Genomic DNA, 16,033 nt, shown 5'->3' on the forward strand with positions numbered 1-16,033 from the left:
GCCTGGTCGATGTATGCCGCCTGCATGTGCAGCAGCGGACGGGCGAACACCTCCCGCAGCGGCAGCTCTGCGCCCAGCTCCTTGTGGATGCGCGACACCAGCGTCATCGCCTTCAGCGAGTGGCCGCCCGCTTCGAAGAACGACTGCTCCCGGCCTGCTTCCACTACGCCGAGCACTTCCTGCCAAATCGCCGCCAGCTTCCGCTCCGTCTCCGTGCGCGGCGGGCCTCCCGCCATGCCGCCGCCCAAGGCCAGCTCCGGCTTCGGCAGCGCCTTGCGGTCGATCTTGCCGTTTGGCGACAGCGGCAGCTCCGCCAGCACCTGCACCGATGCCGGCACCATATACTCCGGCAGATGCCGCGCCAGGTATGCCTTCAGCTCCGCCGTCTCCGGCGCCGCCTCGCCCGCGGCTGTCACATACGCCGCCAGCTGCTTCACGCCCTGCCCATCCTCCACATCCAGCACGACCGCTTCCTTCACCCCTACATGCTCGACCAGTCGGGCTTCGATCTCGCCCAGCTCGATCCGGAAGCCCCGGATCTTCACCTGATAATCCTTCCGGCCGTAGAATTCGATATTGCCGTCCGGCAGCCACCGTCCGAGGTCTCCCGTCCGGTACATCCGCACGCCCTCCTCTTCCCTGAACGGGTCTTCCAGGAATACCGCCGCTGTCCGCTCGGGGTCGCGCAGGTAGCCGCGTCCCACCCCAATGCCCGAGACGCAGATTTCGCCGATTGTTCCGACCGGACACAGCCGCAGCTGGTCGTCCACGATGTAGATCCGCATATTGCGGATCGGTCTGCCAATCGGCACCGGCTCGCTCTCCGGCGGCTTGTCCATCACATACTGGCTGATGTCATCTGCCGCTTCGGCCGGGCCGTAGGCATTCACCATCCGGATGTCCGGGCACAGCCCGAACCACCGCCGCACCATCGCCGGCTTCACTGTCTCCCCGGTGATCATCAGGTACTTCAGGTCCGGCAGCCGGACGCCGGTGTCTTCCATGAAGTCCATCATGACGCTGAGATAGGAAGGCACGACTTCTAGAATGGCGGTCTTGTCCTTGATAATCCGCTCTATAAACTGCGCCGGCTCCAGGACGAGCTCGTTCGGATAGATCGCCGTCACCCCGCCAACGGTCAGCGCGGCGATGAACTGCCAGACCGAGATGTCGAAGCAGTGGCTGGCGTTCTGCGCCAGCACCGTGCCTTCCGTGATCTCCAGCTCCTCAATCTCCGCCAGAATATGATTGAGCATGCCCGCATGCTCGATCATCGTGCCCTTCGGCGTTCCGGTTGAGCCGGAGGTGTAGATGACGTACGCCAGCTGGTTTGGCTTGATCTGAAGTCCGATATTAGCTTCCGGTTCCCTGGCAATCTCCGCTTCTTCCAAGTCGAGCAGGATCAGGCGCATCGACAGGATCTCTGCTCCCAGCCCCCCAACCGACTCTGAGACTCCGATCAGGAAGCGGACGCCCGATTCGCGGATAATCGTCTGCTGCCGGGCAGCCGGGTACCCCGGATCAACCGGCACATAAGCGCCGCCGGCTTTCCATATGGCCAGAATCGCCGTAAGCATATCCGGTGAACGGTCCATGACAATCGCCACCAGCTCTTCCCTGCCTGCTCCCTGCGCTAGCAGGTACCGGGCCAGGCGGTTGGCGCGAGAATTCAGCTCGGCATAGCAGATCCGCTCCTTGCCGAACAGTACAGCAGCCGCCTCAGGCAGCCGTGCCGCCTGTGCCTCAAACAGCTCATGAACGGTCTTCTGCGGAAGGACGGCATCGGTCGCGTTGAACGCTGCGGCCAGCCGCTTCTTCTCCTCCTCCGTCATCAGCTCGATCGCATGCACGGCGATCTCCGGGCTCTCGGTAACCTGTTCGGCTATATATTGCAGATGAGCTGCCAGCTGCTCCACCAGCTGCTGGTCGTAGACCTGCCTGTTGAAGCTGAATTTTACCAGCAGATGCTCATCCGGAATGACCGTCACATCGAGATCATAGCTGGTCTGCTCCACCACCTGAATATCCTGGATTACGAGCTGCTCTGCAGCGCCCGTTCCCTGAATGGCTTCCATATCAAGCGGGTAGTTCTCAAAAATTAGCAGGTGATTGATCAGCTCCTGCTTCACATCCGCGAGAGACTGAATCTCCGCCAGCGGGCAGTATTCATAAGCGCTTGCCTCCGCGTTCATCCGCCGCATACGGTCCAGCAGATCGCAGAACCGGTCGCCTTCCCCCGTGCAGACCCGCACCGGAACGGTGTTAATGAACAGTCCCGCCATATGCTCGATGCCTTCAACCTCGGGTGAACGACCCGACACGACAGAGCCGAACATCACATCACGGCTGCCGCTGTAGCGCTGCAGCATGATCGCCCATGCGGCCTGGAATACGGTATACAAGGTCGTATGATGGCGCCTTGCCGTCTCCTCCAGCCGCCGGGTCAGCTCCGTGGACAGCAGCAGCTGCAGCTCGCCCGGCTCATACGAAGCTGGACCTGCCGTTCTGCGCGGGAAGCCTGCCCGCTCCTCATAGCCTGCAAGATATCCGCTCCAGAAACGGTGCGCTTCCTCCTGCTTCCTACCATTCAGCCACTCCATATAGCGTCCATACGGAGCTGCCTGTTCAAGAACAGCCTTTTCCCCGTCCCGGTACAGCGTAAACAGCTGCTTAAACAGCGAGGCGGCACACCAGCCGTCCATTATAATGTGATGGTACGTCCACAGCAGATGCCAGCTGTCATCACGAAGCAGGAAGACGGTTACCCGGAGCAGCGGCTCTCCGTCCAGCTGGAAGCCCTGCATCCGGTCAGCCTTCATATAATCCGCGATGGCCTGCTCCTGCTCCAGCTCCTCCGTCAGACTGCGCAAATCCGCTACCCGGACCGGCGAAATTAATTGTTCCAGCACAGCCTGATGCGGCCTGCTTATCTGCTCATAGATAATCTGCGTGCGAAGCGCCTCGTACCGTGCAAACAGCTCCTGAAGGGCCCGGTCCAGACGCTGGACGTCCGCAGCACCCGCCACCCGGAGTGCGATCTGCTGTACATAGGCGCTGGAATCCGGGTCCAGCCTGTCATGGAAGAGCAGCCCCTCCTGCAGCGGGGACAGCTTGTAGAGATTGGCCATCTCCTGCTGCCTGCTGCGGAAACGGTCTGTCAGCGCATCCAATTCCGCCATGCTGAGTGCGGCGTATGGAAAATCCGATGGCGTGCGGAGGGCCTGCTTCACAGCTTGACCATGCTCGATCATCATCTGCAGCTCCTGCAGATAACGGCTGGACAGCTCCTGCATCACCTCTGCCGGAACCTGATGCTTGTTATACACCCAGTTCAGCTCCAGACAGCCGCCCTTCACCATACCGTAAATCTCCAGAACCGACTGGCGCTCAAGCTTAGGGCTTGTCTCCCGTCCCGGCGAAACCGGCGACAAGGTGAACGGGCCCTGCCGCAGGTCGTCGTCAAACTGCCCCAGATAATTGAAGCTGACCTCCGGCTGCAGCCGGAAAGAAACCTTCTCTCGAAGCTCGGGAGGGGATAAGTATTTCAGCACCCCATAGCCGATTCCCTTATGCGGAATCTGCCGCAGGGTTTCCTTGACCTGCCGGATATGGTCCGGCAGCGTCACATCATAACGGTCATAGTCCAGACCGGCCAGCTCCAGAATGACCGGGTACATGGACGTAAACCAGCCTACTGTCCGAAGTACGGGCTGCTCCTGAATAATCTCCTGCCGCCCGTGGCCCTCCAGATGAAGAAGCAGACGCTCAAGTCCGGTAACCCGCTTGAATGCGGAGCCCAGCGCTGCAAGCAGATAGTCCTCAACCTGCGTATGATAAGCGGCATGCACATCTTGCAGCAGGCTGCTTGTCAGCTTCTCGGTTAGCGTTGTGGTCAGCATTCGGGTATCGCCCATGCGATTAGAAGTTCCGCCAGCCTTACGGTCGACAAAAGGAAGCGGCTGGACAGGCGTCCCCTCAACAGTCCGCCAATAGTCCGCCTCGCCTGCCAGCCGCTCCGAGGAAGCATACGCATGCAGGCTGTCCGACCACTGCCGGAAGGATGCCGTACGCCGACCCAGATTCGCTGCCTCGCCTTTAACAAGCTGCGTATAGACAGCCGCCAGGTCCTCCATAATGATCCGCCATGACACCCCGTCAACGACGAGATGATGGATGACGAGCAATAGATGGTCGCCCGCATCTGTCTGGAACAGTCTGGCCTTCATCAGCGGGCCTTTCTCCAGATCCATGCCTGCCTGGCATTCATCCGCAAGTCCCGTCATACGGGCCTCCGCTTCCCGGTCTCCGATTAGGCTGATCACGGCAAAGTCGCATCCGCCGCTATCAACTGGCCTGTTCACCTGTTCCACCTTGCCATCATGAATGCGGAATACCATCCGCAGCGCGTCATGATGCCGGACAAGCTCATCCAGCGCACGACGGAGACAGGATATATCGAGCCTCTCCTCCGCGCACAGCATGAAGGATTGGTTAAAGTGATGACGGTCTGTCTGCACCCCGCGGAAGAAGAGCTCCTGGATCGGGGTCAGCCTGACGATGCCCTCCTCCGCCTTCTGGATGGCCTGCTGCCGTATCCCAGTTACATGGGCGCTTAAGTCCCGGATTGTCGGGTGCAGCAGGATATGCTTGATCTCTGCCTGATAGCCGTATTTCATCAGGCGGGACGCAACCTTCATCGCCTTGATCGAATCGCCGCCCAGCTCGATAAAGGAATGGCTGATGCCGATACCCTTGGTGCCGAGCACCTCTTCCCATACCTGCACCAAAATACGTTGCACATCGTTGACCGGCGCTTCATAACCGGCTGAGGTCCCAGGCTGATGATCCGTCTCAGGCATCGCCTTCCGGTCGATCTTGCCGCTTAGCGTCAGCGGCAGCTCCGGCAGCTGTTCCAGGTACGCCGGTATCATATAGGCGGGCAGCTCCCGGGATGTATAGGCACGCAGCTCGGCGGTATCTAGCTGCTGCTCAGCTGTAAAGAACGCACAGAGATAAGCTTCACCCTGGCTGTTAGTCCGGTGAATAACGACCGCTTCCTTAACGGCAGGATGGGCAGCGAGGCAGGCTTCAATCTCGCCCGGCTCGATCCGGTACCCTCTTACCTTGACCTGGTAATCTGTTCTGCCGCCGTACTCAATCGTGCCGTCCGGCAGCCATCTGGCCAGATCGCCTGTGCGGTACATGCGTCCGGCTTGTCCGACCGGATCAATCATAAACCTCTCCGCCGTCAGATCGTCACGGTTCAGGTACCCTCTCGCCACGCCGACACCCGCGATGCACAGTTCACCGAGAACCCCCTCCGGACACAGCCCGCCCTCGTGATCAAGAATGTAAATATGCATATTATCGAGAGGCCTGCCGATCGGCACACTGGAGGACCGCAGTCCGTCCTGCTTCACCTCGTGCCAGGTCGCATAAATAGCCGCTTCGGTCGGGCCGTACAGATTGAACAGCCTGACATGCGGAAGACGGGTATGCACTGCTTCGGCCAGGGACGGCTTGAGCGCCTCCCCGGCAGCCAGCACATAGCGCAGCGAGCGCAGATCTTCAAGCTGCTGGTCCGGCAGCTCCTGCATCATGAAGGCCAGCAGAGAAGGGACAAAATTGACATGCGTCACGCTGAAGTTGCGGATTGCCGCCATCCACCTCGCCGGCTCCTTCTCGCCTTCCGGTTCAAGAATGGCCAGCCTGCCGCCTCCCTGGAACCAGCCGAACAGCTCACAGACCGAGACATCAAAGGTAAAGGTCGTCTTCAGCAGGTAAGTGTCCTCTTCCCCGAGCGGACAAATCCGCTGCATCGCCTGCAGTGTGTTGAATGCGCTGCGGTGCTCCACGGCCACACCCTTGGGGAGGCCTGTAGAGCCGGATGTGTAGATGATATAAGCCAGGTCTTCCCCGCTGACCGGCGTGTCAAGGTCGGAGGAATCCCCTTCGTAAAGCGCCGGGTCATCCAGGTTAAGCGTCCTGATGCCTTCCGGCGCGCAAGCTGAATTGTCTGCTGCCGCTGCTGCCATATGTGTCAGCACGAGCGATGCTCCGCTGTCTTCGAGCATATAAGCGGCGCGTTCAGCCGGGAATTCCGGCAGCACAGGCAGGTAAGCCGCGCCCGCCTTGAGAATTGCCAGCAGGCCGATGATCATCTCAGGACTGCGGTGCATTCGAACAGCAGCGACAGTGCCGCGTGTTATGCCCATCCCCTGCAGCTTCCTCGCGAGCTGATTCGCCCGCCGGTTCACCTCGCCGTAAGTGAGGCTGCCGTCGCCATATACCAGCGCAGTTCTCTCCCCCAGGCGGGCAGCCTGCAGCTCCAGACCGGCGTGGAGACAAGGCGCAGCTGACTTGGACTCATCCTCTGTCCAGTCCATCCGGCCTCCATAGCTGAACTCCTGCAGGAGCTTCAGCTTCTCTTCTTCCGGTACCAGCTCAAGGAGAGAGGCCTCAAGCTGAGGATCTGCTGTCAGCTGTCTGAGCACATGACGAAAGTGACCGGCAATCCGCACCGCCGTCCGGCTGCTGAACAGCGCTTCGTTATAGGTAAACTGCACTTCCGGCGCCTCGCCGCCAAAGGCGGTAATCTGCACCGTGAAGTCATAATGCGTCCGCTCATGCATCTGGTAGGAAGCGATTCGCACGGCTCGTTCCGCTGCGTTCAGCACGCGGTCCAGCGGATAATTTTCCATCACGACCAGGGACTGAAACAGCTCGCCGCCCTGCTCCGCGCGGTCTGCCATCATATCCTGGAGCGCCACATATTCATACTCCTGCCGCTCGATCAGCCGGTTATGCACCCGCTTCACCACATCCAGCAGCGTATCGCCGGCTTCGCAGCTTACACGCAGCGGCAGTGTGTTAATGTATAGTCCAACCGATTGTTCCATGCCGGGAATCTCGCCTGACCGGCCCGATACGGTGGTGCCGAACAGCACCTCATGCTGGCGGTTGTACCTGCTGAGCAGCAGGCCCCACACGGTATAGAACACCGCCGCCGCTGTTACCTCATGGCGGGCAGCCCACTGCTTCACCGGCTCAGCCAGATCGCCCGCGCAGTCAAAGACATAAGCCGCAGCATAGCTGTCTTCATTCTCTCCCGCCGCACTCTTCATGCCCGGGTCCTGCGGAAGCAGAGAAAGACTGTCATGGTCCGCTGTCACCGTGCGCCAGTATCGCAGTCCCGCCTCCTTGTCCTGCCTGCCGAGCCACTGAACGTACTGCCTGAAGCTGCTCTTGTTCGCCGGACGCTCAGGCGCCAGTCCCGCCGTCAGCCGGTCGTAGCAGTCGAGGAACTCACGGAGCAGAATGCCTGTACTCCACCCGTCGTAGATGATGTGATGGTTCGAGATAACCAGCTCACAGCTCTCTCGTCCTGTCAGACAGACGTTGATCCGGATGACCTCATGCCGCAGGTCGAATTTCTGCGCCAGATCGGCCTCCTTAACCTCCCGCACAGCCTGCTCCTGCTGTTCGCCGCTGTGCATCGTGCAGTCATGCACGGTCACCTGCAGCTCCTTGCTCTTCAATATGATCTGAACTGGGTTATCGAGTCCCTCCCAGCGGAATACCGTACGCAGCATCTCATTGTTCGCGCAGACAGTCTGCCAGGCTTCCTTCAGCCGCGGGACATCAATGTCCCCCTCAAGGCGCAGGCTGAGCTGCTCGATGTAATGCCCGCTCCATGGCTCGCTGAGATAATGAAACAGCATTCCCTGCTGAATCGGCGTCAGCGGCAACATATCCTCTACATTCGTCTTCTCCAGCTTCATGACTGCCATGTTCCGGGACCCCCCAATAGATAAACCTTAATGATATATTCAGCCAGACCCCTCTATACGGCGGCTGCCTCCAGCTGCATGACCATGCCGAACTCCATCTTCATCATCTTGTCGGCGAGTTCAAAATACCGGTCATCGTGGGTGATAGCAATAATGCACTTCCCGCGCTGCTTCAGCTCGGGCAGCAAGGATTCATAGAAGAACTGCCGGAATTCCGGGTCCTGGTCCGCCGCCCATTCGTCAAACAGGCACACCGGCTTGTCCTCCAGATAGCTGAGCAGCAGCGCCAGCCGCTTCCGCTGTCCGGTAGACAGCTTGATCGTGCTGAATTTGCCGTCCTGAACCGCGACCTTCCCGTCAATCTTCAGCAGCTTGAGGTACCGCTCAATATCATGCTGCTTGGCCTGGACATCCACGCCATAGAGCTTCTCAAACAGGTAGAAGTCACTGAATATGGTCGAATAGCAGCTGCCGAGCTCTGAGGCCGTTACCCTGCTGCCGTTCAGCAGGATTTCCCCGGAGGTTGGCACGTACAAGCCGGTAATCAGCTTAGCAACCGTTGACTTGCCGCTGCCGTTGCCGCCTGTAATGAACACAACCTCATTCGACCGGAATTCATAGTTAATCGGGCCAACCGAGAAGCTCTCCCCATTCTCCCCGCCGTAGCTGTAGCACAGGTTGCGGAGCTCAATATGAACAGGACCCGTATGCGCGTCCCTTCCTGCTTCAGCCTCGATCGTCTCAACCGCCGATACTTCCTTGATCAGATCATTAATCCGGTTCCAGCTGATCCGCATCTGGATCACATTCGGCACCGCATTCAGTATCGAGTGAATCGGCCCCATCATATAGAGGAAAATGAACACATAGCTGCGCACGGCATCCATCTCGATGGACCGGAACATCAGCGGGAATAGGAAGGCGATGCTGCCGACAACCAGGGTGAACAGCAACTCGCCGATGACGAACGCGCCTGCGATTTTGAACTCGGCCTGCTTGCGTTTATCCCTGTACGTTTCACAGCTGTCCTGAATATCCGCATGGAATTCCCGCCGCCTCTTGCGGTCCATGCTCAGCTCCTTGAAGCCCTGCACCAGATCGTTAATGTAGCGGAAGAAGACATTCTGAATGTCCCTTGTTTCCCCCCACAGCTTGTTGGCCGACATGCCGACCACAATGTACAGACCGACGCAGAGGGCAATAATGCCCAGCGCTGCAAGTAGCCCCATCCAGTTGATGATGCCCAGGTAGACGAAGCAGCAGATCAAGGTGATCAGGCTCGTCACGCCGGTAATAAAGGTGTTGGCAAAATCACTGATCGTCTCCGTATCGTTGTTCAGACCGGCATGAATCTTGCCCCCCTCAATCTCCTCAAACTTGTAAAACGGGGATTTCAGAATTCGTCCGATCAGCTCCATCCGCTTGTTGTAGACAATGTCATTGGTAATCGAGACGAGGTTCGTCCGGATAATACGCTGTCCGATTATGTAGACCAAAATGCCGAGTGTGAAGAAAATAAACAGGTTGCTCTGGAATTCCCGCTCATTGCTGCCGAGGGCAACGTTGATGGTGAAGATAATGAAGGCATTGCCAAGTCCGCTGAATATGCTCAGAATCGCCAGATTAAAAATCGCCTTGTCGTTCGGCTTCGCCATGAAGTACGTAAACAGCGAATACACGAAGAACAGCACGGCCGAAGCACCTATGGCCAGAATGGCATAGTACAGGCTGTCCGGCGCCCATACCCGGACGAAGTTCCAGGACAGCTCCGAGAACAATACATCCGGCACCAGATACAGGCAGTAGCCGAACAGGCCAAGCAGCAGCAGAGAGGCAGCTATCGCAGCCACTCCGGTCCAGCCTCTATTCTTCCACCTGCGCTTCCCGGACAACACCTCTGCGATCGACCGGATGAAGAATCCGGCTGTAAGCAGTGCCAGGGGCAGCGCAATCAATATAACGGCGGCCGAGGTCCGGTCCAGATCCTTGAACATATCGCTGGCCCGCTCAACCGGCGCCTTGCCGATCATCACGTTCAGAACGCTCTGGCCCGCGGCAATGGCATAGGTTGAATTGATGTTGGCCATCACGGCTACGCCAACCTTCTCCTCCGGACGGATGCCGACATACGAGGAGAAATTCGGGTTGCTGCCGTCATGGGAGAGTTCTCCGCCGCCATCCTGGTAGACGGACCAGCCCATAGCATACGATGAGCCATCGGCATTCGGCTGAATGCTGCGGTTCGGCACATGAGAGCGGTTAACGAGCTTCTGCTGCTGCTTCGTGAGCCCGGCCGTTCCCAGCTGAATCTTCAGCCACTCAGCCATATCACCAGCATTCGAGATGAAGTAGCCGGCGGCTGTATTACCGCGGTAGACCGGTGCATCATACGCTGATTCACCAAAGAACTGCAGCTTATAGCCCGTGGCCATGCCGCCCTCCGGCACGTCCTGCCGGGACAGGTACGTATTATTCAAGCCCAGCGGCTGCAGAATTTCGCTGTACATATACTGCTCGAAGCTCTGGCCTGTGACCTTCTCGATCACCAGGGCAAGCACGTCATAGTTAATGGTCGCGTACAGGTGCCGGCTGCCCGGCTCATGCTCCAGCTCAGTGTCCGTTAGCGTCCGGACCGTCTTCTCCAGCGCATCATCACCGCTTAAAGCCGGTATATCGTCAATGGTCCGGAAAGGAATACCGCTGGTATGATGCAGAAACTGCCGCAGGGTTACCGCCTGCTTCTCACCCTTGTAGGTCAGCTCAAGCCATGGCAGATAGGTCTGGACGGGTTCGTCCAGCTTGATTAATCCGGCATCAGACAGCTTCAGCACGCCAAGAGCCGTATAAGCCTTGCTCGTGGACCCAAGCTCGAAGAATGTGCTGTCCGTGACAGGACGCTCAGCCTCCTTGTCTGCATAGCCAAACCCCTTGCTGTACACGACATCCTCTCCGCGGACAATAACAACCGACATGCCGGGAATCTGGCCCTGGTCCATAAACCGCTTGATCTCATGCTCAATATCTGCCGTCACCTCCGCTGGCAGCACAGCGGCTGCCGCCGATTCGGCAGATACAGAGCTGCCGGCTCCCGCCATCATCAGGACCGGAGCCAGCAGGATGACGGCAAGCAGCATACTCCCGGTTAACCTCAGGTATTTCACACTAACACTCCTCTTGTGAACGATTCCTTACTCAAACAACAAGTCCAGGTCTTCCTGCGAGATGTTGACCGTCCCGAAATCGGATGGCGTAAAATCCACCTGCTCCGTAAGTACGCAGTGCTGGATGATATCCCTTATGCCCTGCTCCAGATGCTCTGCAAAATAACGGATGGTCTCCGGTCTGAACTGCCCGGTGCTGTAGCCGATGTCCAGCTGCAGTCTTCCGCCGGTTATGTAAGCATTGATGTCTACCAGGCAGGTTAGCGGATTGCCTTCTCCCGTGTCGGGACCGTGACTCTCACCCGACAGTTCAAAATACGGGGTGTCGAATGCCCGGTCCAGCTCGCCGAGATAGTTAAACCGGACAAGCTGCCGCTCCTCCATTACCAATGCAGGGTGCGGCGGCATGTAATGACGGATGCCGTAGTAGAAGCCGTTGTGCGGAATGCGGCGAAGCTGCTCCTTGCAGGACTTGATCTGCGAGCTGAGGTCCCCGCCTTCCCGGCGGAGACGAACCGGGTACATGGTCGTAAACCAGCCGACCGTTTCCGACAAGTCGATGCCGTCCAGCACATCCTCCCGGCCATGGCCCTCCAGCATGACAACGGCTTCCTCCCCGCCAGTCCAGCGGGTGAGCGAACGGGTAAGAGCACATATTAGCAGCTCTAATGTACGGGTCTGGTACGGCTTGTTCGCATCCGTCGTCAGCTTCACAGTCTCCTCTTCGCCGAGTGAGATACGCACCGTATCACATTCCCCCAGCAGGGTTCCGCCGTCTGCCCTGTCGACGGGAATGCGAACGGGCGGATGCAGCTGCCCGGACCACTGCTCCTGCGTCCATATCTCTTCCTCCTTATGAGGCTCTGCCGCGGACAGCCGGTTAAGGGCCTGTGCCCACTCCTGGTAAGAGGTTGTCTTCGGTTTAAGCCCGGCCGCCTGCCCGGAAGCAGCTCCGCCCATGATGCGCTGCAGATCCTCGAGCAGGATCCGCCAGGATACGCCGTCAATGACCAGATGATGGGCGGTAAGCAGCAGTCTCTGCTCCCCTTCTCCAAGTCCGAACAAACAGCCGCGGAACAGCAGGTCATGCTGGAGATCAAGCGAGGCTTTCACCTGACGGCTGATGTCCTCGATAGCCGCTGACTGTTCTTCGTAAGGCAAGCCGCTTAAATCCACTTCGGTGAGCAGCTTCTCAGGGTGCGGACTCCTGTGCCGGTCATTGTAAAACAGCTCATTCCGCTGCAGGTTGACATTCATACGCAGGCTGTCATGGCGGTCGATAAGCGCATTTAGCCACGTACGCAGCTCGCCGCCTGTCACCTGATGCTTCAAGCGCAGCAGGAAGGATTGATGGTAATAATGCGGTTCGCCGAAGGCCTGCGCGAAGAACCAGGACGTGATTGGTACCGGTTCCACAGCGCCGCTGCACGGCTGCTGCTGCCCCGCTGGCTGCAGGGATTGAATCGTCTCTATCCGGCGTGCCATGTCGGTCAGCAGCGGGGAGGTCAGCATGTCCTTCACCTTCAGCCTGTAACCCCGCTCCGCAAGCTTGGAGGAAATTTGTATGGCCTTGATCGAGTCGCCGCCCGCATGATAGAAGTTATGGCCAAGCCCAAGCTCATGGCTTCCCAGCACATCGCGTACAACCGTCAGAAGGGCTTCCTCCTGCGGTGAGCAGGCATCCACCATTTCTGCGCCGCTGGCGGCAGGGGCAGGCTGCGGCAGACGGGCGCGGTCCACCTTGCCATTGACGGTAAGCGGAATTTCCGTCAGGTAGACGAAGTGCTGCGGAATCATGTACTGCGGCAGTTCAGCCGACAAGCAGCCGCGTAGGCCGCTGTCCATGACAGAGGCTGCTTCCGGGCTTGCAGCTGCCAGTCCGTTCTCAACTCTGGGAACAATATAGCCGCACAGCGCCTTGCTGCCGCTCTCATCCTCGAGATCAATCACAACCGCTTCCTTCACATCCGGGTGAAGCAGCAGCTGCTTTTCAATCTCGGCCAGCTCAATCCGGTAGCCCCTGATCTTGACCTGATGGTCCGTTCGTCCCAGATAATGGAGATTGCCATCTGCTCCAAATCTGGCTAGGTCACCGGTCCGGTACATGCGCTGTCCCGGAACAAAAGGATTGGGCAGGAACCTCTCCTCCATAAGCTCCGGCCGGTTCATATAGCCCCGTGCCACTCCGTCACCGGAGATGTACATTTCACCCGACGCTCCCACACTGACCGGCTGCAGCCGGCTGTCCAGCACATAGATCTGCACATTGTCAGCCGGGACCCCGATTGGCACTGATGCGCCTTGATCCCGTTCCGCGTCGAACTCATAAATCATGCAGCCTACCACCGTTTCTGTAGGCCCATATTCATTGAAAATGCGAATATCCCCCTTAAGCTGATGGTGAATCTGCCGACATAATGCGATCTTGAGATCTTCCCCTCCGACAATTAACTTCTTGACTGAGCAGCCCTCAAGCTGCATGTCCCTGAACAGGCCGAGATGCGATGGCGTAAGCTTGATGATGGTGGCCCGGTTATCACGCAGAATGCGGTAGAGAGCAAAATCATGCTCATCCTCCGGATAAACGATAATCTGATGTCCCGCCACGAGCGGTGTGAAGATAGATGTGACCGTCAGGTCGAAGGCAAGGGATGAATAGAGCGGGAATATCTCAATGCCATTCGGGTCGGTATATACCTTCCTGGCCCACCAGATATAATTGGTCAGCCCCTGATGCTCGATCATAACGCCCTTCGGTCTTCCGGTAGAGCCAGAGGTGAAGATGACATAAGCCAAATCCTGCGGCTCGTTTACGTGTACCGGGTTCGCGTCATCCTCCGCTGCGAACCGGCTGTCGTCATCAAGCCGGATAACCGGGCCGCTGTAGGATATTTTCCCGCTGAGGTTCATATCGGTAAGCAGTACAGCCGCCTCCGAGGTGCCCAGCATATACTGCACCCGGTCGGCAGGGTAGGCCGGATCAACCGGAACATAGGCTCCGCCCGCCTTATGAACAGCAAGAATGGCTGTTACGGTGTTGGCGGAATGGCCGGCCATGATTGCTGCTATTTTTCCGCGGCCGATGCCCACCTTCCGTAGATAAGCCGCCATTCTGTTCGCGCGCTTATTGAGCTCATCATAGGTCCAGGCCACCCCGCCGGCTTCGGCCACTGCCGTGCGTACCGGCGTACGGAGCGCCTGCTCCTCGAAGAGCTGGATCACCGTCCGGCCCTGCGGGTAGGCAGCCGTCCGGCTGTTCCAGCTGTAGACAAGCTCCTCTTCGCGGGGCTTGCTCAATAGCTTCAGCTCCAACAACGGGGTTTCCGGCGCCGACAGAATCTGCTCCAGCAGCGTAAGGATGCTCTCGTGCAGCAGCCCGATTTCCTCTTCCGAGTAGTCGGCGGTCTTGTAATCGTAGTCCAGCTGCATACCGCGCTCCGGGTGCCATTCCGAAATGACCAGCTGCAGCGAGTAAATTTGGGAGCCCGAGTATATCTCCTGCGGGAGTGTAGGAATACCCGCAATATCCTGATTGAGCTGAAAGTGGTAGTAGTTGACTGAGAAGGGCAGAAGCTGTTCAATGTCATGTTTCTTGAGTTCCAATTCATTGACTAGCAGATCATAGGGGTACTTTTGGTGCTTGTAGCATTTCTGAAGCTGACGGTCCACCTTCTGGATAAAGGCGGCTGATGCCATGGCTTCATCATCAATCTGAAGCCGGAGCGGCATCGTGCTGGTCATCATGCCAAATACTTGCTTGAATTTCATCGTGTGGTTGGATACTGGGGTGCCGATCACGAGGTCCTGCTGTTCATAAAACTTATGCATATAAATCATGAAGAGGGAAGTAAACAAGGTATTAACCGAGCTGTTATGCTGCTTGATCCATTCCTTCACGCGGCCGGTCTGTTCCTGGCCCAGAAAGAAGGTCCGCCTGCGGCCCTCAAGACGGTTCGAGCTGGCTGCCGTCCACTCCGGAAGCGCTGCGAACTGCTCCAGCCAGAATGTCCTGTCCTTCAGGAACCGGCCCGACTCCAGATAAGCCTGCTCCTGGCCGATGTAGCCAAGATAATCGGGAAGCTCCAGCTCGTCCGCGCTGCCTGCCGCCGCATACTGCTCATAAATGCCGTACAGCTGATCGACTATGAGCTGAAAGGAGAAGCCGTCTCCCACAATATGATGGATTTTGACATACATCCCGCTCTCCTCGTCACTTAGACGGGCGATAACGAAACGGAACAGCGGCTCTTCGTTCAAGGCGAACGGGCGTGATGCCTCCTGCCCGGCCCACTGTACAAACTCAGCGGCAGGGTTTGAAGCGCCGTACAAATCCAACCGGTCAACCGGGAACGGGTGGTACGGTTCTTCGTACTGCCGCACATCACCTTGATTTTCCACCATTCTGTACCGGATTGCGGCATGCTGGCGGACAAAGTGATTGATGGCCTGCTCAAGGGCCTGCTCCTGAACTAATCCTTGGAACCGAACCAGGAAGGATAGATTGTGGAAGGCATGTCCACTGTAGATTTGCTCCATATACCAGATTCGCTTCTGGGCATGCGTAAGCTCAAACAATTGATTCTCGACTGCCGCTTTCACCGCTGGTTCCTCCTCTAAAAAGAAACAGTTATGTGAGAGCCGACGCACAAAAAAACAGCATCGGATCTATGTTCGGATGGGATCGGACAGATTCATGCTGCGTTTACTCTGAGGTTGTTTTATGGGGTTGTTATGAGGTTGTATAATAATCTTTTCACAGTTTTGTTAAAACAATTGTCTAATTGTATTAATAATTAATAAAGAAAAATATTAATATAAAATAAATCCCATGTTGTTTTTTCATTAATTTCTCACATTCAGTAATCATCATACTTGTAAAAATATATCGGATATCTCATATGAAAGGGATAGTCTCTCAGCCTTATTTTCCAGACTTCTTCCTGAACTTCTAAAAATGACAAAATAACAGAAAAAGCCGATATCGGACATGACTCATGTCCGATACCGGCTTCCGCCTTTTTCACAAACCGACATCTGTATGGTTTGGATGATCGAATTTTTTTCCCATTCAAATGGTGTAAC

At 57.3% G+C, this 16,033-nt stretch carries 3 protein-coding genes; all 3 read right to left on the reverse strand.

All coding sequences use genetic code 11. From position 1 onward, the window contains the following. Nucleotides 1–7,790 (reverse strand): non-ribosomal peptide synthetase (locus DNH61_RS25425; protein WP_146241168.1); only part of this gene is annotated, 7,790 nt, incomplete at its 3' end. 53 nt (nt 7,791–7,843) lie between these two features. Then, on the reverse strand, nt 7,844–10,951 hold the full coding sequence (locus DNH61_RS25430) for a cyclic peptide export ABC transporter (RefSeq protein ID WP_220036961.1): 3,108 nt from the start codon (nt 10,949–10,951) through the stop codon (nt 7,844–7,846). A gap of 27 nt (nt 10,952–10,978) precedes the next feature. Continuing rightward, nucleotides 10,979–15,550, reverse strand: coding sequence for a non-ribosomal peptide synthetase (locus tag DNH61_RS25435; RefSeq protein ID WP_111149772.1), 4,572 nt, complete (start codon nt 15,548–15,550; stop codon nt 10,979–10,981). Between the last annotated feature and the right edge of the window lie 483 nt (nt 15,551–16,033).

Origin of the sequence: Paenibacillus sambharensis, from assembly GCF_003233845.1 — a bacterium.
GTDB classification, from domain to species: domain Bacteria; phylum Bacillota; class Bacilli; order Paenibacillales; family Paenibacillaceae; genus Paenibacillus_I; species Paenibacillus_I sambharensis.